Here is a 20,216-nt window from a genome sequence, read left to right as displayed (position 1 = left end):
ACTCTGCTAGACTGGCGGCCGCATGGCCAACGAGCACGGCCGCCTGCCCAAGGCCGACCCGGCGCAACTCGATCCCGCGCTGCGGCGCCGCCTCGAGGTCTGGCTGGCCAAGGCGTACCAGGACGACAATCTCTTTCTCACCCTCGCGCGCCGGCCCGCGGTCCTCGATCTCTTCCTGGCCTGGGTGGGGTTCATCTATGCCGGGGGCTCGAGCCTCGACCCCGCGCTGGTCGAGCTGTGCCGCGTCCGTCTCGCCCACCGGAATCAGTGCGTGCACTGAAGCCTCGCGCGCAGCGCATCGTTGGTGCGCAAGGGCCTGACCGAGCGGGAGGTGCAGCAGGCGCTGGGCGATCTCGACCACGCCGAGCTGCCCGCGCGCACGGTGGCCGCCCTGCGGCTTGCCGATTGCCTCGGCGGCGAGCGGCCCCACGTCGACGACCCGCTCTACGCCCGCCTGCGGCAGCACTTCGACGAGGGGCAGATCCTCGAGCTGGGTGCCGCGCTGACCGTGGCCTCGGGCTGGCAGCGGCTGATCGAGGCCTTCGGCATCCGCCCCGACGGATGGAGCGAGGCGACGCCGCTGCCCTGGCGGCGCTGACCCAAACTTACTCGGTAACCGCGTTGCTCGTTTCCCTCCTGCCGGCGCCCCTTCCGCGTCCTTCCGCCCGTCCGCCGTATTCATTCCCGTCCGGATCGCGGGCATACCTCTTGCTCTCCTTGCCGAGCAGCGAATTCCAGGGAAGGGAGAGCCTGCGATGAGAGCGATGTGGCGGAGAGGCGGAGCGGTCGCGGCAGCGCTGGCGGTGGCGGTGCTACTGGCGGCCTGCCAGTCGATGACCGGCGAGACCCTCGGCGAGAACATCGACGATGCGGGGATCACCGCGGCGGTGAAGTCGAAGCTGGCCGGCGAGAAGATCTCGACGGTGACCCGGATCGACGTGGACACGAATCGGGGCGTGGTGGCCTTGAACGGGACGGTGAAGACGGTCACGGATCGCACGCGCGCCGAGGAGCTCGCGCGGCAGGTCAAGGGCGTGCGCGACGTCGTCAACAACCTGCGAATCCAACCCGCATAGCGGAGCCGCGGCCGGTTGAGGCGAGCGGGGCCCGCCCGCCTCAGTCGGCCAGCGGAATCGCACCCGGATAACCGACCGCGTCCTCGCCGAGGCATTCGCGCGACGGCGCGGGCGTCCGGTCTCGCCCGTAGCGCAAGTCGATCGGGATCGCCGGCTCGGAGACCTCGATCTCGCCGTAGGCTTCGGGATGCTGGTGCCGGAAGCATCGATCGATCATGGCCGCACTGTTCATGGACATCCCTCCGCCCTCACGAGGGGCAAGAGGCATGCCACGTTCCGCGGATCAGCCCTTGACCGCTCCCATCGTGAGGCCGCGGACGATGTGGCGCTGAAGGACGAACACCGCCGCGAGGATGGGGATCAGCGCCGCGATGCCGACCACCGAGAGCTCGCCCCACTTGACCCCCTGCGACGTGATCAGCTTGGGCACCGCGACCGGTAAGGTTTCGACCGCCTTCCCCCCGAGCATGAAGGCGTACAGGAACTCGTTCCACGCGAAGATGAAGCACAGTACCGAGGTGGCGATGATGCCGGGACGGAGCAGCGGCAGCACCACGTGGAGCAGCACGCGCGCGCGGGAGTAGCCGTCGGCCCGCGCCGCCTCCTCCAGCTCGGGGGGCAGGTCGCGGCAGAAGCTCCACAGCACCCACACGTAGAACGACAGGTTGAAGGTGAGGTACGCGAGGATCAGCCCCGCGTAGGTGTCGAGCAGGCCGATCCGCGCGTAGATCAGATAGAACGGGATCACCAGGGCCACCGGCGGGGCGAGGCGCGTGGCCAGCACGAACAGGAGCAGATCGTCGCGGCGCCGGATCGGGAACCGCGCGAACGCGTAGGCGGCCGGGGTGCCGATCACCACGATGAGCAGCGTGCTCAGCGCGGCCACCGTCAGCGAGCGCACCAGGCTCCACGCGAAGCCCTCGGCCACGACGTAGCGCAGATGCGCGAGGGTGGGAGTGAACGACCACGCGGGCGGTCGCGCGAACATGAGCGCCTCCGGCTTCACGGTCATCGCGGCCATCCAGAGCACCGGGAAGATCGCGAGCGCGGCCCACGCCATCGCGAGCGCGGTGAACAGGACGGGGCGGCTAGAACGCACCGAGCTTCCGCCGCGCGATCTGGTAGAACCCGTTGGCGAACACGAAGAACATGATCCAGATCACCACCGCGGTCGCGGAGGCGGGGCCCAGGTCCCAGAAGTCGAAGACGGTCTTGTAGACGAAGAGGCTCGTGGATTCGGTGGCGGTGCCGGGCCCGCCCCCCGTGAGCAGGAAGATCGTGTCGAAGACCTTGAACGCGTCGATGAGCCGCAGCAGCCCGATGACCGCCATGAGGGGCGCCATGAGCGGCAGGGTCAGCCGCCGGAAGGCCTGCAGGTCGCTGGCCCCGTCCACCGCGGCGGCGCGGTAGGGCGTCAGCGGCAGCGACTGCAGCCCGGCGAAGAAGGCCAGCATCATGAACGGAGTCCACTGCCACACGTCGACCAGCACGAGAGCGTAGAGGGCCAGGCTCGGCGAGGCGAGCACCGAGGTGCCGGTGAGGATGCCGAATCGCTCGATCAGGTTGTAGGAGAGCAGGCCCCACGAGCCCGCGAGCATGATCTTCCACAAGATCGCCACCACCACCGGTGCCATCATGGTCGGCACGAACAGCACCGGGATGATGAGCGAGCGCAGGCGCACGCCCTGGTTCAAGACGAGCGCGCCGGCCAGCCCCAGGCCGAACTCGAGCGGCACCGCGATGGCGATGAACAGCAGCGAGATGCCCGCGCTGTGCCAGAACCGCGGGTTGGCGAGCAGGGTGCGGTAGTTGGCGAGGCCGGCCCAGTCGCCCACCTGCGCGTGCCGGATCTCGTGCAGCGACAGGTACACCGTATAGAGGAACGGCACGAGGGCCACGACCACCAGGGTCAGCATGGCCGGCGCGATCAGCGCATAGGGGAACCACCCGCCGCCACCCTCTCTCCCGTGGGGAGAGGGCAGGGTGAGGGGCGCCCGCTCTCCGGGCGTCAGAGGGTGCACTTGGCGCAGAGGGCCTGCACCTTCTCCTGTCCTTCCTTCATGGCCTGCTCGGCGGTCTTCTTGCCGAGACCGACCTCCTGCACGAGGCCCACCAGCACGTCCATGATCTCGAACAGCTTGGGGGCCTTCGGCTTGGCACTGCCGTACCGGAGGCTGTCCTGCATCGCCGCGTAGAGCGGGGCGAACTTCGACTGCTTCACGCTCGGCAGCGCCCACGTGCTGGTGCGGATGGGCACGCCGGCCCCGCCCGACCGGTCGAACAGCATCTGCTGGGTGGACTTGTCGACCATCCACTGCAGGAAGAGGTAGGTCGCCTCCGGCTGCTTGCTGTGCTTGCTGATCACGATGCCCGAGGGCTCGGTCTCGGCGGACCGCTTCTTGCCCTGCGCGTTGGCCGGCGAGCCCGCGTAGACGAACTTGCCGGCCAGCTTGGACTTGCCCGGCTGGTCGATGCCGAGCACGAAATCGCTCCAGGCCAGCGTCTGCGCCGCGATGCCGTTGCCCATGACGGTCGGCACGTCGATCAGCGAGTACTCGGCCTGACCGGGCGGAGAGAACTTCCAGAGATCGGCCCAGAATTTCACCGCGGCGACGTTCTCGGGACGGTTCACGGTCGGCTTGCCCTCGGCGTCGAAGATGTCGCCGCCGAAGTTCTTGACGAAGGCGTTCAGCACCGTCCAGAGAGTGGTGCCGCCCTTGATGCCTTCCATCACGATGCCGTAGAAGTCGCTGTCGAGGGTCTGGCCCGCGAGCTTCTCGCCCTTCTTGCGGGTGAAGAACTCGGCGATGTCGCGCATCTGCTGCAGCGTCCTGGCCGGGGCCAGATCGTAGCCGTACTTCTTCTTGAAGGCGGCCTTCTCCTCGGGATGGCCGAACAGATCGCCGCGGGCCCAGTACACCACGTTGTAGTTCCAGTTGAGGAAGCCGTAGGTCTTGCCCCGGAACCTGGTCAGCGAGTCCGCGGCCGGCTCGATGAAGTCGGCGCGGTCCAGGCCCGGGTTGGTCAGCGCCTTGTTGCCGAGCAGATCGTCGATGGCACGGATCACCCCCGCGTCCAGCAACAGCCCCATCTGGGGCGAGTGGAGCATCACCGCGTCGTAGGCGCCGCGGCCCGAGAGCATGTCGGCCTGGCCTTTGCTGATCACCTCGAAATGGTTCAGCAGCTGGTAGTCGACCTTGATCCCGGTGGCCTTCTCGAACTCGGGCACGAGGGTGCGCATGTGCTCCTGCAGCGGGGTGACCTCGTCCAGGATCGTGATGGACCGGCCCGCGTAGGGCTTGGCCGCGTCCTTGTAGGACCAGGCCTGGGCGGCTGCGAATCCGGGCGCGACGGCCATCATCGCGACCGCCACCAGGGGCATCCATATCCGTCGCCTCGCGCTCATGGGTCTCTCCTGTCCCGTGAAAGGTTCACTCGTGCTCGACGAGCGGCCGCATCACGCTCGCGCCCGATTGGCTACAGCGCTCCTCCGTGCGTCGCGTCGAACAGCCGCGGCTCCGCGGACCCGAGATGAAGCGTCACCGCCTCGGCCGGCTGGAACGAGCGCCCGCGCTCCACCCGCAGACGCACCACATCGTCGCCGAGCCGCACCGTGAGGATGCCATACCGCCCGAGCGGCTCCCACACCCAGACACGCGCCGGCGCTCCGCCGGTCGCCGGGCCGATCCGGAGCTCGCCGGGTCTCAGTCCCAGCACGACGCGGCGGCCGGCCGGCCCCGCCTCGAGGCGCCGCCGGAGATCGTCCGGCAGCGGCAGGGTCAGGGCGCGGTGGTGGAACGCGAGCCCGCGGGCGCCCGGGACGAGCTCGCCCTCGAGGAGGTTCCAGGGCGGATCGCCCACGAGGCGCGCCACGTCCAGGTGGGCCGGCGATCGGTAGATCTCGCCGGGCGCGCCGACCTGGCGGATCCGGCCGGCCACGAGGACCGCGACGCGGTCGGCGACCGCCAGCACCTCGGCGGCGTCGGGCGAGGTCCAGATCGCGGGCGCGGCGCCACGGGCGAGGTGTCGGCGGATGGCCCCGCGCAGCGTATGCCGCAGCTTGGCGTCGAGATGGGAGATCGGCTCGTCGAGGACGACGGCCCGCGCGTCCTGCACGAGCGCCCGGCTGAGGGCCACCCGCTGGCGCTGACCGCCCGACAGCTCTGCGGGCCGTCGGCGCTCCAGATGCTCCAGCTCGACGAACCGCAGAACCTCGCGGACGCGCCCGGCCAGCCCTTCGCGGGACAGGGTCGACGCCCCCGGCGCCCGGAGCGGGAAGGCGACGTTGTCGAAGACCGACAGGTGCGGGTAGAGGGCGTACGACTCGAACATGATGGCGACGCGTCGCCGCTCGGGGGGCACGCGAGTCACCCGCTGTCCGTCGAGGCAGACCTCACCGCGCGACGGGGCCTGCACGCCCGCCACGATCCGGCACAGGGTGGACTTGCCCGCGCCGGAGGGGCCGGTCACGCCGAGGATCTCGCCGGGCGCGACCGACAGGCTGACGCCGTCGAGCGCCTGGGTGTCGCCCCAGCGCTGACCGATCGCCTCCAGCTCGAGCGTCACCGGCGCGTGCCGTGGAGCGAGTCGAAGACGTGGAGGCGCGCGTCGGCCATGCCGACCCGCACCCGATCGCCCGCGCGCCACCCGGCCGCCGGCTCCACCTCGACCGCGAGCGGCGCCGCGTCCGATCCGTCGACCTGGACGAGCACCACGTCGCTGTCACCGCGGGGCTCGCGGAAGAACACCGCGCCGGCCAGCCCGGTGCCGGCGGCCGGGTCGGACAGCCGCAGGTGCTCGGCGCGCACGCCGACCACCACGTCGGGGTGCGCGCCGTCCGCCACGTCGAACCCGGGCAGCGCGAGCTCGCCGCTCGCGCCGTGGAGCACGAGGCGGTCGCCGCGGCGCTCGAGCCGGCCGGGCAGGAGATTCATGGGCGGCTCGCCGATGAATTGGGCGACGAACAGGTTCGCGGGCCGCTCGTAGAGATCGTCGGGCGTTCCCACCTGCTGGAGCACGCCCTGATCCAGCACCGCGACCTGATCGGCCATCGCCATCGCCTCGGTCTGGTCGTGGGTCACGAGCACGCTGGTCACCCCGGCTTCCTTCTGCAGCCGCTTGATCTCCGCGCGCAGCCCGCTCTTCTGCGCCCCGTCCAGGTGACTGAGCGGCTCGTCGAACAAGAGCACGTCGGGCTGTCGCACCAGCGCGCGACCGATGCCGACCCGCTGCTGAGCGCCGCCGCTCAGGGTACGCACGCCGGTGTCCCGCAGGGCCTCGAGGCCGAGCAGGGCGATCACCGCGTCGGTCGCGCGGCGAATCGCCTGAGCCGGCTGCTTCCGGATCTCGAGCGGGAAGGCGATGTTCTGGGCGACGGTGAGGTGCGGATAGAGCGCGTAGTCCTCGAACACCATCGCGACGTTGCGGGCGCCCGCGGCGAGGCCGGTGACCGGCCGCTCGTCGAAATAGATCGCGCCCGCGCTCACGTCCTCGATGCCCGCGAGCATCTTGAGCGTGGAGGTCTTGCCGCATCCCGACGGGCCGAGGAGCGCCAGCAGCAGGCCGTCGGGGCATACCAGGCTGAGATCGCGGACGGCCTCCACCGGCCCATACCGCTTCCAGAGATGCTCGATCCGGATGCGCGCCATGCGAGGACGCGCGGTATCTTACTGCGAACCGCGCGCGCTCGCGAGCGCCCGGCGTCACCGCCCGGGGGCTAGGCGACCTCCGCGCCGCACTTCGGGCATTTCTGGGTCATCTCGGTGGTGTGCTCCGGGGGCGGCGTATCCGCGGCCGGGGTCGGGGGCCGCTCCGGCTTGCCCGGCTCGAACGACCCGTGCTCGATCGCCTTCATCTCGGTTCCGCACCTGGGGCATTTCATGGCCTCTCGAGGAAGGCAAGGCGTGTGCCGGATCGAAACCCGCGAGGAGGAAGCAGAATCCGCGGCGGGACGCCACGACCGCGACGAAAGTTCCGGTCGAGTCTACCGGACGGGGCCGCGAATCAGTGGCGTCGCTCCAGATCGAGGTCGGTGCGGCGGAGCCGCTCGATCTGCGTCCGGAGCCGCGCCGCCTCGTCCTCGCGCGCGATCAGATCGGCGAGCACCGCGCGCCAGGCTCGCGCCTCCGGCTCCCAGCGGCTGCCCGGATGGCCCGCGATCAGGCGAGAGAACGTGGCGTGCGCGGCGCGGTAGTTGCGGAGCCGGCCGGCGGGATCGGCCTGCAGGCGACCCAGGCCGTAGAGCGCCGCGGCCGCCTCGGGGTTCTGGGCATGCTCGCGCACCACGCGCTCGTAGATTGCCATCGCGGCCTGCGGCTGACCACGCTCGACCAGCTCGTCGGCGCGGGCCACGAGGCGGGCGGCGTCCCGCGAGCCGCCGGTGGTCTCGCGCGCGTCCGCGATCCACGGCGAGGGGCGCGCGGCGGCGCAGCCGGCCGCGAGGAGCATCGCGGGCACGAGGAGCCAGCGGCTCGCCCTCACGCCGCCGCCTCCGCCTTCGGGATCGTCACCGTGAAGCAGCTGCCCTGGCCCGGCTCGGACTCGACGCGCACCGTGCCGCCGTGCGCGCCCACGAGACCTTTCACCACCGCCAGGCCGAGCCCGGTGCCCCTGGCCGGGCCGTGGGCCTGACGGTAGGGCTCGAAGATCCACGGCAAGGCGTCGGCCGGAATGCCCACGCCGGTGTCGCGCACCTGCAGCTCGAGGCGATGGCCGTCCTCGGTCAGGCGCAGCGCCACCGCGCCGCTCGCGGGCGTGAACGCGATGGCGTTGCCCAGCAGGTTGACGACCACGCGCACCAGGCTGCCCTCCTCGGCCAGGGCGGTGAAGTCGCCGCCGTCGGCGGCCAGATCCACCCGCACCCGCTTCTCCTCGGCGAGGGGCCGCATCTCGTCCATGGCGCGGACCACCGTCTTCAGCACGTCCACCGGGCGGCGGTCGAGCGGCACCGCGTTCGCGCGCAGCCGCGTGAAGTCGAGGATCTGGTTGACCAGGCTCAGCATGCGCGCCGCGCTCGCATCGATGAGGTAGGCGAAGCGGGCCTGACGCGAGTCGCCGGCGGCGCGGGCACGCTCGAGCGAGGTCTCGGCGGCGAGCCGGATGGCGGCGAGCGGATTGCGCAGGTCGTGCGAGATGTGCGAGAAGAACTCCTCCTTGAGCCGGTCGACTTCCTGCAGCCGCGCCGCCATGCGGTTGAACGATCGCCCGAGGTCTCCGATCTCGTCGCGGCCCTCGGTGGCCATCGGCCCGTTCCACGTCCCCGCCGCGAGCGATGCGGTGGCCACCGTGAGCCGTCCCAGCGACCGCGTCATCCGGTAGGCGAGCAGCGCGCTGGCCCCGAGGGCGACTGCCACGCTGGTCAGCAGCGCCATCGCGACGGCGCGCCACGTCGACACCTCCAGCGCGCGGGCCCGCGCCTGCGACCGCTCCAGCGCGGCCTCGGTGGCCGCGGCCATCTCGTCGAGCGCGGTCTCGGCGCGCTGGATGGCCGCGCGGGCCGGTCCCTCCGCGATCCGCAGCGCCGCCGCGGCCCGGCCGCTCGCCGCGAGGTGCCGCTCGGCCTCGACGTGCCGGAGGTACTCGTCGATCGCGGACTGGAGGGTGCGGTACGCGGCGCGCTCGCGGTCGGTCTCCAGGCGCGCGCCGAGCGCGGTGAGGTCCTCGGCCAGGCGGGCCGCGCGCCGGCTCCAGGCCGCCGCGTAGTCAGCGTCCCGCAGCACCAGCGCGCGGGTCTCGAGCCGCACCAGGCTGCCGGCCGACTCGCGCAGCGCGGCCTGCAAGCGCATGGCGGGCACCGAGCGGGCGGCGATGTCCTGGTTCGCGGTGACCAGCCGCTCGACGGTGAGCGCGCTCCAGCCGACCGCGACGGACAGCACCGCGATGACGAGGGCGGCGACGAGGAAGATCTTGGGGGCGAGGCGCATGACGGGACGCGCGTTCGCGCGACGGCCGCTACGACGAGGCGGCCAGCAGGACGGTCACCATCTGTCGTATCACCCGCAGGGGGAACGGCTTCTCGAGGATCGGATCGGTCGTGCCGCGGAGGAACTCGGTGTGCTCCGAGGCGTTGCCGGTCATGAAGATCACCCGCGGCAGCTTCGTGGCGAAGCGCACCGGGAAGTGGTGGCGGGTCCGGAGGGTCTCGTAGAGCGTGGGGCCGTCGACGCACGGCATCCGCAGATCGCTCAGCACCAGGTCGTAGGGCTGCTGCTCGAGCAGGGCCAGCGCCACGGTGCCGTCGCTGGCCCCGTCGATCTCACGGCCCTCGCCCGACAGCGCGGTCGCGAGGACTTCGCGGAGGGCCTCGTCGTCGTCGACGATGAGGATGCGGCGGGCCGGACGCTCTTCGGGCATGAGCGATCGTCACTGCACGGTGAGTGCCAGCCGGTTCCGCTCGTATCAACGCGTAGTTAGACCTGGAATGAACGTCCCGGGTTACGAGCGCGCTCAATCCCTCTGACAAGCGCCGTCAGTCAGGCGTGGAGCGGGTCGAGGCGACAGCGCGCGAACAGCAGATCGCGGTCTCGCTGCGGGACCGGATACGGCTCAAAGCCGGTGGCCGCGCGTACCCGGGCCAGGGCGCCGGCCTCCTCCTCGAAGAAGCGCTTGACGGCCGAGAGCGACTCCTGGATCTCGCGCTTCCGGGCCCGCGCGCCCGCGTGGTCCACCAGGCGCAGCGCGAGCGCCTCCAGCGCGGCGCGGGACTCGCCGCGGAGGAGGCCGCTCCAGGCGGCCAGGCTGCCCGCGGGCAGGCGGCGGAACCCGCGCACGTGGGAGTGCCGCGCGCGGCCCAGGCGGTGGCAGCGGTGACGCGGCACCGGATGGCCGACGTAGCGGAGCAGGAGCGACAGCGCGAAGAACGCCTCGCGGGTGATCTCGCGGGAGCGGAAGGCGCCGTGGAACTCGACGGCCGGGAAGGCCTCGGGCGAGGTCGTCAGACAGAAGTACAGCTCGTCGCCGTCGGCGGCCAGGCCGATGTAGGGATAGAGGAACGGGTAGGCGCTGGCCACGTTCCGCGGCGGCCGCAGCGACTGGATGAGCCGGATCTCCTCGAGCGCGGCGGCCAGCGGCGACTCGCAGACCTCCCAGGTGATGCGCGCGGCCGCTTTCACGAGCGCCCGGCGCTTGCGCTCCTGCTTGCGCCGTCCGGCCAGGCGGTACTGCGCGAGCCGCCGCCGCAGGTTGACCGCCTTGCCGACGTAGAGGAGGCCGCCGTGCTCGCCGTGGAAGCGGTAGATTCCGGGCGCGGCGGGCACCGCGGCCAGGAAGCCGGCGCCGAACTTCCGGTCGAAGGGCCGCACGCGGTCATGGTCGCCCAGGTGCGCCGCGGCACGCGAGCATTTTCGCGTAAGATGGCCCGGCGAGGGAGACCGCCATGCCCATCACGGTTCGCTTCGTCGGCTCGGGAGACTCCTTCGGCAGCGGCGGGCGCTTCCAGACCTGCATCGTGGTCGACGGGCCGGCCTGCCGCTTCGCGATCGACTTCGGGACCTCGTCGCTGATCGCGCTGGCCCAGCAGGGCATCGAGCCCAATTCGCTCGACGCGATCCTGCTCAGCCACCTCCACGGTGATCACTGCGGCGGAGTGCCGTTCCTCCTGATCGACGCGATGCTGGCGGCCCGCCGCACGCGGCCCCTCACCGTGGCGGGCCCCCGCGCGCTGCGCGCGCGCATGGACGCGATCCGCGAGGCGCTCTTCCCGGGCTCGGGCCTCATGACGCCGAAGTTCCCGCTCGAGTGGATCGAGATGGAGCCGGGCCGGCCCCATCGAGTGCTCGATCTGACCGTCACGCCCGAGCGGGCGCGCCACACCGAGGAGACCAACCCGACCGCGCTACGCGTGACGGTGGGGGACCGGGTGATCGCCTACACCGGCGACACCGAGTGGACCGACGAGGTCGCCCGCGCCGCGCGCAACGCCGACCTGCTCATCGCGGAGTCCTACTTCTACGACAAGCCGGTGAAGTGGCACCTGAACTACCCCGATATCCGCGCCCACGCCTCGCGCGTCGGTGCCCGCCACCTCATCCTGACCCACATGAGTCGGGAGATGCTGGCCCACGCGGCCACCGTGCCGGAGGAGTGCGCCCACGACGGCCTCGTGGTCACCGTCTAGACGCCGGCGTCGCGGGCAAAGCGGCCGCCCGGCCCGTGACGGCGCCGGCGAAGCAGACGCACCAGCACGATGACGAGGGGCGCCAGGGCGAGCGCGATCAGGATGGCCAGGATCGGGCCGCTGCCGAAGCGGGCCATGAGCGCGCGTCCCGGCGTGCCGAGGGCGTAGCCCAGGGCGATCAGCAGCCCGGACCAGACGAGCGCGCCCAGGAGCTCGTAGAGGAGATAGCGCGGATACGACATGGCGCCGCTGCCGGCGAGCGGCGCGGCGACGAAGCGAACGCCGGCCACGAAGCGCCCGATCACGATGGCGAGGGGACCGAAGCGCTCGAAGCGCGAGCGCGCGCGCTGCTCGCAGCGACCGGAGGCGAGCGAGAGCCGGCAGTAGAGCGCGGTGATCCGGTCCCCGGCGCCCAGTCGTCCCGCCGCGTACCAGACGTGATCGCCGCTGGTGGCGCCCAGCGCGGCGGCCAGGGTCATGGTGAAGACGTCGCTCCACCCGGTGGCCATGGTCGCGCCGGCGGCCACCAGGAGGGCGCGGCCCGGGAAGGGGAGGCCGGTGGCGTCGATGAGCGCGGTGAGGAAGAGCCCGATGTGAACCAGGCTCCGATCGCGGATCAGAACCTCGAGGCCGGCCGACCAGGTGGCCATGCCTCAGTATTGACTAGGAGGCTAGATCTCGACGACGCCGGCAGTGGCCGGCTTCAGTTTCTCGCCCATGCCCCCGGGATCCATCTCGCCCTCGTCGAGGCTCGGCCACGGCCCGGCCGACTCCAGGGCGGGACTCGTGAGCCAGAGCCCGGCCCGCTGTCCCGTGAGGTAGGCGATGGGGCTCAGGAACACGACGCCCAGGACGATCATGCCCGTCAGGATCATCCGCTTCGGCGACATCCGCTCCGGCATCGCTTTCGCGCTCATGCGCATTCGATGGCAGCAAAGGGCATTCCAGGACAATCGTCCAGGAAGATCGAGCGGTTACGTGGGTGCATGCGATGAGAGAGGCAGTGATTTACCAGTTGTTGGCATGGATTCACCCAGGCCGGATTGAACACTACCCGACGCTCACCGAGGCAGATCCCTCGCGGATTCGTCGCGCGCGGCGTGGAGCAGCGGGGGATACGTGTAGGTCGGCACCGAGCAGCCCGGTGCGAGGATGAAGCGCGTGGCCCCGCCGGCCGCGAGGGCGCGCCGGACGCCGTCGCGCACGAGCGCCGCCGAGCTCTCGGCCAACTTCACGTGATCGAGCCCGGTCATCAGGGTGAGCGAGGTGCGCCGGCGCGCCTCGGCGACCGTGGGGCCGCCGTTGAGGTCGGCCCAGGACAGGGCGTGCACCGGGTAGTCGAGGAGCCGGTCGAGATAGAGCCGCTCGCCGTGGGCGTGCAGCACGTGGCACTCGCCGCGTCCGCGGATCGCCTCGAGGAAGGCCAGGTCGAAGGGCCGCATGAAGCGCTCGTACTGCTCGGGCGTCAGGCTCTCCGCGGTCGCGGGCACCGAGAGGAAGATGCCGGCCGCGCCGCGCGACAGGCTGGCCTGGGCGTAGCGGATCAGGTTGTCGTTGACGACGGCCAGCGCCTCCTCGACCGCCTTGGGCTGCTCGGCCATCAGGGTCGGCATGGCCTCGCGCACGAGGTTGCGCTTGAGCGTGTTCCAAGCGTTGAACACGGTGTCCACGAACAGCGCCCGGTCACGGAGGGCCCGGGCCACCAGCTCGACGGTCCGCAGCTGGGTGCCGAGCGGCGTCTGCGCCGGATCGAACGGGCGCAGCCGACCGAGGTCGGCCGCGGTGGCGATCACCTCCATGCCGTCCGGCATGGGGTAGTCGTAGTCGTTCATCAGCTTGAGCAGATCGAGGTCGTAGTGCTCGAAGAACTCGAGGTGCACCTGCGCGGCCCGCTCGGCCGGCGCGTGCTGCGTGCCGAAGTGATACCAGACCGAGAAGGGAGCCCGGTCCACCGGCCGGCCGGCGAGGGCCGCGCGCACCCGCTCGATCTTGTTCACGCCGGCTACCGCGACTTCTCGCGATCGATCAGCACGCGGCGGAGGATCTTGCCGGAGGCCGACTTGGGGATCTGCTCGATGAACTCGAGGTGACGGATGCGCTTGTGGGGCGCCACCCGCTGGGCCACCCATCCCATGATCGCCTCACCGGTGGTCGTCTTCGAGGCGTCGTCGGGCTTGAGGACCACGTAGGCCTTGGGCACCTCGCCCGCTTCCTCGTCGGCCCGGCGCACCACCGCCGCGTCGAGGATGGCCGGGTGGGTGAGCAGCAGCGCCTCCAGCTCGGCGGGCGCGACCTGCAGCCCCTTGTACTTGATCAGCTCCTTGGTGCGGTCGACGATGAAGAAGTAGCCTTCCTCGTCGACGTAACCGACGTCGCCGGTGTGATACCAGCCGTCACGGTCGATGCTCTCCGCGGTCTCCTCGGGCCGGTTGAGATAGCCCTTCATGATCTGCGGCCCGCGGATCCACAGCTCGCCCTCCTTGCCCACCGGCAGCTCCGCGTCGCGGTCCGATCCGACCTCGACGATCTTCACCTCGGTGCTCGGCACGATCTTCCCGGCCGAGCCTGGCTTGAACGGCGAGTTGAGCGTGGGGCTCAGGTGTGTGACCGGGCTCGCCTCGGTCATGCCGTAACCCTGCACCACCGGGCAGCCGAGCTTCGCGCTGAGCGCGCGGGCCATCTCCTCGCCGAGCGGGGCGGCACCCGAGAACACGAGCCGCACGCTCGAGAGATCGAACTGCGCGACCGCGGGGTGCTTCACGAGGCCCAGCACGATGGGCGGCACCAGCGGGAGGACGGTCACCCGGTACTTCTGCACGAAGCTGAGGAACTCCATCATGTCGAACCGCGGCATCACCAGGATCGTGCCGCCCCCCGAGAGGCCCAGCATCATGATCACGACCATGCCGTAGATGTGGAAGAACGGCAGCACCGCAATCGTGACGTCCCGCTCGCCGAAGGTCTCGAAGTTCTGCATGCCCTCGCACTGGCGGAGATTGGCCACCAGGTTGCGGTGGGTCAGCATCACGCCCTTGGGCAGCCCGGTGGTGCCGCTGGAGTACGGCAGGGCGACCAGGTCCTCGGCCGGATTCATGGTGATCGCGGGCGGCGCGTCGCCCGACTGCAGGAGATCGGTGAAGGGCCGAGCCCCTTCGGCGGCCCCGAAGACGAAGATCTCCTCGACGCGGCTCCGCGCCGCCGCCGCCTTCGCCTTGTCGAGGAACGGCGGCACCGTGACGAGCAACCGCGCGCCCGAGTCGTTGAGCTGGTTGGCCAGCTCGTCGGCGGTGTAGAGCGGGTTGACCGTGGTGTTGACGCCGCCGGCCAGGGCCACGCCCAGGAACACCACCGCGTACTCGGGCAGGTTCGGGCAGTAGATCGCGAAGACGTCGCCCTTGCCGAAGCCCCGCCGGGCGAGGCCGGCCGCGGTCCGGCGGGCTCCGTCGAGGAGCTGGCGATAGGTCAGCGTCCGTCCGGTCGGCCCGTCCACCAGCGCGGGCTTGTCGCCGAGCCGCGCGGCGTGGCGCAGCACATAGTCGGTGATGGTCACGTCGGGAATGGTCACGGGAGGGCTGGTCGAGATCATGGCGGGGAGAGCCTATCGGCCCGTTCGCTCCCGGTCAAGCGGCTGGTTGCCGAGCAGCACGTCGAGCGCGCGCGGGTCGATCGGCTTGGTCAGGTGCGCGTCGAAGCCGGCCTCGGTCGAGCGCTGGCGATCGCCGTCCTGGCCGTAGCCGGTGACCGCAATCAGGAGCGTGCCGGGGCGGCCGGCGTTCCGCAGCTGGCGCGCGACCGCGTAGCCGTCGAGTCCGGGCAGCCCGATGTCCACCACCACCGCGTCGGGAGCCAGGGTGAGCGCGCGGTCGAGCCCGGAGATGCCGTCGGCGGCCTCGTGCACCTCGTGGCCCAGGCTCTCGAGCAGGTGGCGCAGCATCTGGCGCGCGTCGTCGTGATCCTCGACGATCAGCACGCGCCGGCGCGCGCCCCGGTGGCCCACGGGAGACGACGGCTCCCGCGGCTCGACCGGGCGCTCGATGGCGGGGAAGGTCACGGTGAAGACGCTGCCGCGCCCCGGCCCGTCGCTGGCCGCCTCGATGCGGCCGGCGTGCAGGTCCACCAGGCGCCGGGTGAGGGTGAGGCCGATGCCGAGCCCGGCTTCCCGCCGGTGTAGGCCGGTGTGGCCCTGCACGAAGAGATCGAAGATGCGCGGCAGCAGGTCGGGGTGGATGCCCGCGCCGGTGTCGGCCACGCGGAGCACCGCGTGCCCGTGCTCGTCGCTCACCGTGACCGAGACCACCCCGCTCGCCGGGGTGAACTTCATGGCATTGCCGAGCAGGTTGGTCAGGATCTGCTCGAGCCGCGTCTCGTCGGCCGCGATCCACGCTGGCCTCGCGGCACGGCATTCCACGCTCCGGCCCGGAGCGGTCGCGGAGACGCCTCCCACCGCCCGCCGCGTGACCGCGGCCAGGTCCACCGGGCGCAGGCTCAGCGTGATCTTGCCGGTGGTGAGCCGGGTCACGTCGAGCAGGTCGTCGACCAGGCGCACCAGGTGGCGCACCTGTCGGGTGATGATGGCCCGGGCCTGGACGCTCCGCTCGTCGCCCGGGCCGCACAGATCGATCACGTGCAGCGCCCCCGTGATAGCCCCGAGCGGATTGCGCAATTCGTGGCCGAGCATCGCGAAGAACTCGTCCTTCGCCCGGTTCGCGGCCGCGGTCTCCGCGTGGGCCCGCGCCCGCTCCGCCTCGGCGTCCTTGCGCTCGCGCACGTCGAGGCCGATGCCGATGCGGGTGTCGTCGCCCAGGCGCACGGTGGACCACGACGTCTCGATCGCCGCGCCTGCCTTGGTGACCATCGTGAGGTCGCGCCAGCCGCCGCCGTCGCCGTTCATGAACGCGGCCACCTTCTCGCGATACGCCGGGTCCGGGTAGCAGCGGGCCATCAGGTCGACGTGGCGGGCCTCGTCGGTCGACCAGCCGGTCAGCCGCTCGAACTCGTGGTTCAGGCGCAGGAGCCGCGTGCTGGGGTGCGACATCGTGATCATGATCGGGATGCGATCGATGATGGTCTGCAGCAGCGCGCTCTCGCGCTCGCGGCTCCAGGCCAGCGCCGCGACCACGAAGGTCATGAGCGCCATGGTGGCCGCGAAGGCCTGGGCGACCAGCAGCGAATGGGTCGGGGGCAGATCCGAGAACGGGCCGTGGCCGCCCACGGTGCCGTGCAGCGCGATGGTCGAGAGCAGCAGCACCGCCAGCGCGGCCGCGCGTCGCTCGAACCGCAGCGCGATCCACAGCAGCGGCGGGACCGACACGAAGGCCAGCGGGTAGTGGCGCAGCGTCGCCGGCGAGAAGCCGCCGAAGACGGCCTCGCCGAGCAGGATCAGGGCGAGCCCGGTCGCGCCCAGCTCGAGCGGCCGCTCCAGCAGCGGGCGGATCCGCCGGTCGTTGGCCCAGAGGAGCAGGGCCGGGGTGATGATCAGGGCTCCCGTCACGTTGCCGAACACCCACGTGGTCCACACGATCGCCAGGTCGCTCGTCGAGGCGTAGCCGGCGAGGGTGAGGCTGGCCACGCCCAGCGAGGCGCTCACCACCGCGCCGGGCAGGACCGCGGCGGAGAAGACGAAGGCGGTGCGCGGGCGGGCGAAGGCGTAGCGGCCCGCGGCGAACTCCTCCACGAACCGGGCGATCATCACCGCCTCGAGGGTGTTGCCGCCCGCGATGCCGAGCGACGTCGCCACCGAGCCCGCGGTGGTCAGGTTGACCACGAATGCCCCGATGGTGACCGCCGGCCAGACCCACGCGCCGAACAGCAGCAACGACGCGAGCGCGATGCCGGTGGGCGGCCACACCGGGCTCGCGCTGGCGTGGACCGCGGTGAAGGTCAGGCCGACCTTGCCGGCGAGGATATAGATCAGGGTCAGGGCGGCGAGCCACGCCCAACGCCTCGGTCCGGACTGCGGCATCCGCCGCTCCCTTCCGGCGCCTCCGATATCAATCGAGGCACTCGGTGGCACGGATTCTATGTCACCCGGGGTTGCGGATGCGAGGCCGTCTCGGCTAGCCTCGAGACCGATGCGTCGGCCCCTGCTCGACGAGCCGATCACCGGCCCCGCGGTCTGGCGCGGCGAGGACCTCGCCGGCTCGACCGACTGGATCCGGCCGTTCTCCGCCGCGGCCCTCGCGGAGATCGACGCCGCGCTGCGCGCGGTGCAGGCGCGCGGGCTGACCTGGCGCGACGTGCGCACCGCCGACTTCCCGCTGCCCGGGCTCTCCGCCGACCTGGCCCAGGTCAACCGGGATCTGGAGTGGGGACGCGGGCTCGTGCTCCTGCGCGGGCTGCCGGTGGAGCGGTACTCCGAGGAGGAGCTGCGGACCATCTGGTGGGGCCTGGGCTGCCACCTCGGCACCGCGGTGCACCAGAATGCCCACGGCGAGCTGATCGGCGAGGTGCGCGACGAGGTTCGCCTCTACGGCGAGGTCGTCGAGCCCGCGGTGCCGAAGAGAGAGGGCGTGACGTCGCGGGCCAAGGCGCGATCGAGCGGGCCGCTGCGGTGGCACACCGATCGCTGCGACGTGGTCGGACTGCTGTGCGTGCGCGCGGCCCGACGAGGCGGCACCAGCCGGGTCGTCAGCGTGCCCGCGGTGAGCAACGCGATCCGGGCGCGGCGACCCGACCTGCACGCGCTGCTCTGCGCCGACTATCACCGCAGCCGGCAGGGGGAGGAGGCCGGCGGCGAGGCCTCCTGCTACGCGCTGCCGATCTTCGCGATGCGCGACGGCAAGTTCACCACCCAGTACTCGCGCACCTTCGTGGAGGCCGCGCAGAAGATCGCGGGGATCCCGCGCCTGACCGCCGCACAGGACGAGGCGCTCGACCTGCTCGCCTCCGTCTGCGACGAGTACGGGTACGAGATGGCGCTCGAGCCGGGCGACATCCAGCTCCTGAACAATCACGTGATCTATCACGGCCGGGCCGCCTACGAGGACGCGCCCGAGGCCGGCCGCGATCGGCTGCTCATGCGGCTCTGGCTGGCGCCGCCCGACAGCCGGCCGCTCCCCGAAGGCTTCGAGGTGCTCTGGGGCACCACCCGGGGCGGCGCCGTCCGCGGCGGCATCGCCCAGCCCGCCTCCGCGCGCGCCTGAGCCGGGCGCGGCTTCCATGGCGTCGGCACTCGTCCGGGGCCGGTACGTCGTCACCGGCGTGGAGCGGGGGCGCGCCGTCGTCGTCGAGGACGGCGCGGTCTGGCAGCGTGACGGCGTCGTGGTCGAGGTGGGGCCGGCCACCGATCTCGCCCGCCGTCACCCGGGCGAGGAGACGCTGGGCTCGGCCGATCACGTCGTGCTGCCGGGCTTCGTCAACAGCCACCATCACGTCGGCCTGACCCCGTTTCAGCTGGGCTCGCCCGACCATCCGCTCGAGCTGTGGTTCGCCAGCCGCATGGCCGCGCGCGACGTCGATCCCTACCTCGACACCCTGTACGGAGACATGCTGCAGTCGGGGATCACCACCGTGCAGCACCTCCACGGCTGGCGGGGCGCTGCCGCCGCGCGCGTGCTCGGAGTGGCCGAGCGGATCCTGCGCGCCTACCACGACGTGGGTATGCGCGTCTCCTACTCGTACGCGCTGCGCGATCAGAACCGGCTGGTCTACGAGGCCGACGAGGCGTTCTGCCGACGGCTGCCGCCCGCGCCGGGGGCCGAGCTGGCCGAGTACCTGACCGCGCAGACCATCCCGCCGCCCGACCACCCGCGTGGACCGCGACGCGGCGCTGGCCGAGCTGTCCGCCGCGCTGCGGGCGTCGCTCCGTCCCGAGGAGGAGCGGCGGCGGCGCCTGTCCGCCGCGATCTTTCCTCACGTGCAGCGCTTCTACGAGGGCTGGCCCGACGCGGCCCCGCGCGATCCGTTCTACGCGCCGAGCGCCCGGCGCTAGCTCCGCCAGACCGTGCGCGCGACGGTCGCCACGCGCTGGAGCTTGGCCTCCTGCTGCGCGGCGGTCAGCGGGTTGCCGGCCTCGCCCGAGGCGAAGCCGCACTGCGGGCTCACCAGCCCGGATCGGCGGGCAGGAACTCGAAGCCGGCAAGCGGCGCGCGCGCGGCGCCCTCCTCGCGGAGCGGGATCGTGATCACCCAGGACGACCGGCGCAGCTCGCCGTCGGTGATGACGTCGAGGCCCGCGGCCTCCTGCAGCGCGATGGCCTCACGCACCGCGGTGTCCTCGGCCGCGCGCAGCGCCCCGGCGGTCACGCGGCCCTCGCGCGCGCCCTGCCGCGCCTCGCGAAGGTAGGCCGGGCGCAGCAGGCTGCCGACCACGTCCGCGCGCGGGATCGTCACGCGGCGGAGACGGCGGGGACCGACTCGGCCGCCGCGGCGGCCGGCCGCGGCACGAAGAGGCGCTGGTGAGCCCAGAGGGCGAGCAGCAAGTAGGCGGTGCCGAGGACGAAGCCGCCGACCACGTCGGAGAGCCAGTGCATGTCGAGATAGATGCGGCTGGCCGCGACCAGCGAGACGGTGGCCGCGCACGGCAGGCAGGCCAGGATCCGGAAGCGTCGGCGCCGCTCGCTCAGGGTGACGAGCAGGAACGCGACGACGCCGAAGAACACGACGAGGCTCAGCACGTGGCCGCTGGGGAATCCCCACGGCGCTGCGTTGGGCCGCGGGCGATCCGCCGCCCACTTCCCCGCGACCTGGAGGGCGCCGGTGCCGGCCATGACCACCGGCAGCAGCACGGCCCAGCGCCGGCTGGAGCGCCAGAGCAGGGCCGAGGAGAGCAGGATCAACGGCACGAGCCCGGAGGGCTCGCCGAGGAGCGACACCGTCTCCATGGAGAGATCGAGGCCGCCGCTTCGCATTGGCTGCACCCAGGCCCGCACGTCGCGATCGAGCGGCAGGAGGTGATGGTGCGCTGCGTCGATCGAGAGGCCGAGATAAGCGGTCAGCAAGAGCGCGGCCGCCGTGAGGAGTCCCACGCCGACCCCGCCGGCCGGCTGTCGTCGTGCCCTGGTGCTCATCGTCTCCATCTTGCCATAT

24 protein-coding genes are annotated in these 20,216 nt (G+C 71.8%); 6 read left to right on the top strand and 18 right to left on the bottom strand.

Translation table 11 applies throughout. The annotated features are described in order from the left end of the window. Window positions 1-22: 22 nt before the first annotated feature. From VKN16_11365 to VKN16_11355, 3 genes are all read left to right on the top strand, one after another. Window positions 23-280, top strand: coding sequence for a hypothetical protein (locus tag VKN16_11365; GenBank protein ID HME94802.1), 258 nt, complete (start codon window positions 23-25; stop codon window positions 278-280). A gap of 24 nt (window positions 281-304) precedes the next feature. After that, window positions 305-598: a hypothetical protein gene (locus tag VKN16_11360; protein ID HME94801.1), complete on the top strand. Its 294-nt coding sequence runs from the start codon at window positions 305-307 to the stop codon at window positions 596-598. 157 nt (window positions 599-755) lie between these two features. Beyond that, entirely contained in the window at window positions 756-1,076 is a 321-nt protein-coding gene (locus VKN16_11355; GenBank protein ID HME94800.1) for a BON domain-containing protein, read from the top strand. A gap of 40 nt (window positions 1,077-1,116) precedes the next feature. On the opposite strand, the gene VKN16_11350 is transcribed toward VKN16_11355, so the two are convergent. From VKN16_11350 to VKN16_11300, 11 genes are all read right to left on the bottom strand, one after another. Beyond that, window positions 1,117-1,308: a hypothetical protein gene (locus VKN16_11350; protein HME94799.1), complete on the bottom strand. Its 192-nt coding sequence runs from the start codon at window positions 1,306-1,308 to the stop codon at window positions 1,117-1,119. Window positions 1,309-1,359: 51 nt separating this feature from the next. Next, window positions 1,360-2,175 (bottom strand): carbohydrate ABC transporter permease, encoded by an 816-nt coding sequence (locus tag VKN16_11345; protein HME94798.1) that lies wholly within the window; start codon window positions 2,173-2,175, stop codon window positions 1,360-1,362. Next, the gene (locus VKN16_11340) at window positions 2,165-2,992 is read right to left on the bottom strand and encodes a sugar ABC transporter permease (GenBank protein ID HME94797.1); all 828 of its coding nucleotides are present in this window, start codon (window positions 2,990-2,992) and stop codon (window positions 2,165-2,167) included. Before VKN16_11340 ends, VKN16_11345 begins: the two co-directional genes overlap by 11 nt. A 92-nt stretch (window positions 2,993-3,084) precedes the next feature. After that, window positions 3,085-4,482: an extracellular solute-binding protein gene (locus VKN16_11335; protein HME94796.1), complete on the bottom strand. Its 1,398-nt coding sequence runs from the start codon at window positions 4,480-4,482 to the stop codon at window positions 3,085-3,087. A gap of 71 nt (window positions 4,483-4,553) precedes the next feature. Next, window positions 4,554-5,642 carry an ABC transporter ATP-binding protein gene (locus VKN16_11330; protein ID HME94795.1) on the bottom strand — a complete coding sequence of 363 codons (1,089 nt, stop codon included), beginning with the start codon at window positions 5,640-5,642 and terminating at the stop codon, window positions 4,554-4,556. Continuing rightward, the gene (locus VKN16_11325; GenBank protein ID HME94794.1) at window positions 5,639-6,724 is read right to left on the bottom strand and encodes an ABC transporter ATP-binding protein; all 1,086 of its coding nucleotides are present in this window, start codon (window positions 6,722-6,724) and stop codon (window positions 5,639-5,641) included. The genes VKN16_11330 and VKN16_11325 overlap by 4 nt, the downstream gene beginning before the upstream one ends. Window positions 6,725-6,792: 68 nt before the next feature. Next, complete coding sequence (locus VKN16_11320; protein HME94793.1) at window positions 6,793-6,930, bottom strand: hypothetical protein; 138 nt, start codon at window positions 6,928-6,930, stop codon at window positions 6,793-6,795. A 149-nt stretch (window positions 6,931-7,079) separates the two neighbouring features. Continuing rightward, complete coding sequence (locus VKN16_11315; protein HME94792.1) at window positions 7,080-7,556, bottom strand: tetratricopeptide repeat protein; 477 nt, start codon at window positions 7,554-7,556, stop codon at window positions 7,080-7,082. Continuing rightward, window positions 7,553-8,998 carry a HAMP domain-containing sensor histidine kinase gene (locus tag VKN16_11310; GenBank protein ID HME94791.1) on the bottom strand — a complete coding sequence of 482 codons (1,446 nt, stop codon included), beginning with the start codon at window positions 8,996-8,998 and terminating at the stop codon, window positions 7,553-7,555. Before VKN16_11310 ends, VKN16_11315 begins: the two co-directional genes overlap by 4 nt. Before the next feature lie 28 nt (window positions 8,999-9,026). Next, window positions 9,027-9,428: a response regulator gene (locus VKN16_11305; protein ID HME94790.1), complete on the bottom strand. Its 402-nt coding sequence runs from the start codon at window positions 9,426-9,428 to the stop codon at window positions 9,027-9,029. Window positions 9,429-9,547: 119 nt separating this feature from the next. Further along, window positions 9,548-10,375, bottom strand: a complete 828-nt coding sequence (locus tag VKN16_11300; protein ID HME94789.1) for a GIY-YIG nuclease family protein — start codon at window positions 10,373-10,375, stop codon at window positions 9,548-9,550. Window positions 10,376-10,449: 74 nt separating this feature from the next. Here VKN16_11300 and VKN16_11295 point away from each other — a divergent pair, with 74 nt between their 5' ends. Continuing rightward, entirely contained in the window at window positions 10,450-11,190 is a 741-nt protein-coding gene (locus VKN16_11295; GenBank protein HME94788.1) for an MBL fold metallo-hydrolase, read from the top strand. Here VKN16_11295 and VKN16_11290 read toward each other — a convergent pair. The 5 genes from VKN16_11290 to VKN16_11270 form a co-directional block, all read right to left on the bottom strand. Beyond that, window positions 11,187-11,840 (bottom strand): DedA family protein, encoded by a 654-nt coding sequence (locus tag VKN16_11290; GenBank protein ID HME94787.1) that lies wholly within the window; start codon window positions 11,838-11,840, stop codon window positions 11,187-11,189. The genes VKN16_11295 and VKN16_11290 overlap by 4 nt on opposite strands. A gap of 21 nt (window positions 11,841-11,861) precedes the next feature. Further along, the gene (locus VKN16_11285; GenBank protein HME94786.1) at window positions 11,862-12,107 is read right to left on the bottom strand and encodes a hypothetical protein; all 246 of its coding nucleotides are present in this window, start codon (window positions 12,105-12,107) and stop codon (window positions 11,862-11,864) included. A gap of 144 nt (window positions 12,108-12,251) precedes the next feature. Further along, window positions 12,252-13,187 carry a uroporphyrinogen decarboxylase family protein gene (locus VKN16_11280; GenBank protein HME94785.1) on the bottom strand — a complete coding sequence of 312 codons (936 nt, stop codon included), beginning with the start codon at window positions 13,185-13,187 and terminating at the stop codon, window positions 12,252-12,254. Between the two features lie 5 nt (window positions 13,188-13,192). After that, entirely contained in the window at window positions 13,193-14,776 is a 1,584-nt protein-coding gene (locus VKN16_11275; GenBank protein HME94784.1) for a 4-coumarate--CoA ligase family protein, read from the bottom strand. A 12-nt stretch (window positions 14,777-14,788) separates the two neighbouring features. Beyond that, the gene (locus VKN16_11270; protein HME94783.1) at window positions 14,789-17,152 is read right to left on the bottom strand and encodes an MASE1 domain-containing protein; all 2,364 of its coding nucleotides are present in this window, start codon (window positions 17,150-17,152) and stop codon (window positions 14,789-14,791) included. Between the two features lie 109 nt (window positions 17,153-17,261). On the opposite strand from VKN16_11270, the gene VKN16_11265 reads away from it, so the two are divergent. Continuing rightward, window positions 17,262-18,332, top strand: a complete 1,071-nt coding sequence (locus VKN16_11265; protein HME94782.1) for a TauD/TfdA family dioxygenase — start codon at window positions 17,262-17,264, stop codon at window positions 18,330-18,332. A gap of 608 nt (window positions 18,333-18,940) precedes the next feature. Then, window positions 18,941-19,120: a hypothetical protein gene (locus VKN16_11260; GenBank protein HME94781.1), complete on the top strand. Its 180-nt coding sequence runs from the start codon at window positions 18,941-18,943 to the stop codon at window positions 19,118-19,120. A gap of 109 nt (window positions 19,121-19,229) precedes the next feature. Here the strand turns inward: VKN16_11260 and VKN16_11255 are convergent, their stop codons facing one another. Together VKN16_11255 and VKN16_11250 are read right to left on the bottom strand one after the other, a co-directional pair. Next, on the bottom strand, window positions 19,230-19,520 hold the full coding sequence (locus VKN16_11255) for a hypothetical protein (protein ID HME94780.1): 291 nt from the start codon (window positions 19,518-19,520) through the stop codon (window positions 19,230-19,232). Then, the gene (locus tag VKN16_11250; protein HME94779.1) at window positions 19,517-20,197 is read right to left on the bottom strand and encodes a phosphatase PAP2 family protein; all 681 of its coding nucleotides are present in this window, start codon (window positions 20,195-20,197) and stop codon (window positions 19,517-19,519) included. Before VKN16_11250 ends, VKN16_11255 begins: the two co-directional genes overlap by 4 nt. Window positions 20,198-20,216: the final 19 nt, after the last annotated feature.

The sequence above is a fragment of the Candidatus Methylomirabilota bacterium genome (assembly GCA_035315345.1).
GTDB lineage: Bacteria > Methylomirabilota > Methylomirabilia > Rokubacteriales > CSP1-6 > CAMLFJ01.
The sequence above is the reverse complement of the archived record's forward strand: the minus strand, read 5'-3'. Positions and strand labels throughout refer to the sequence as shown.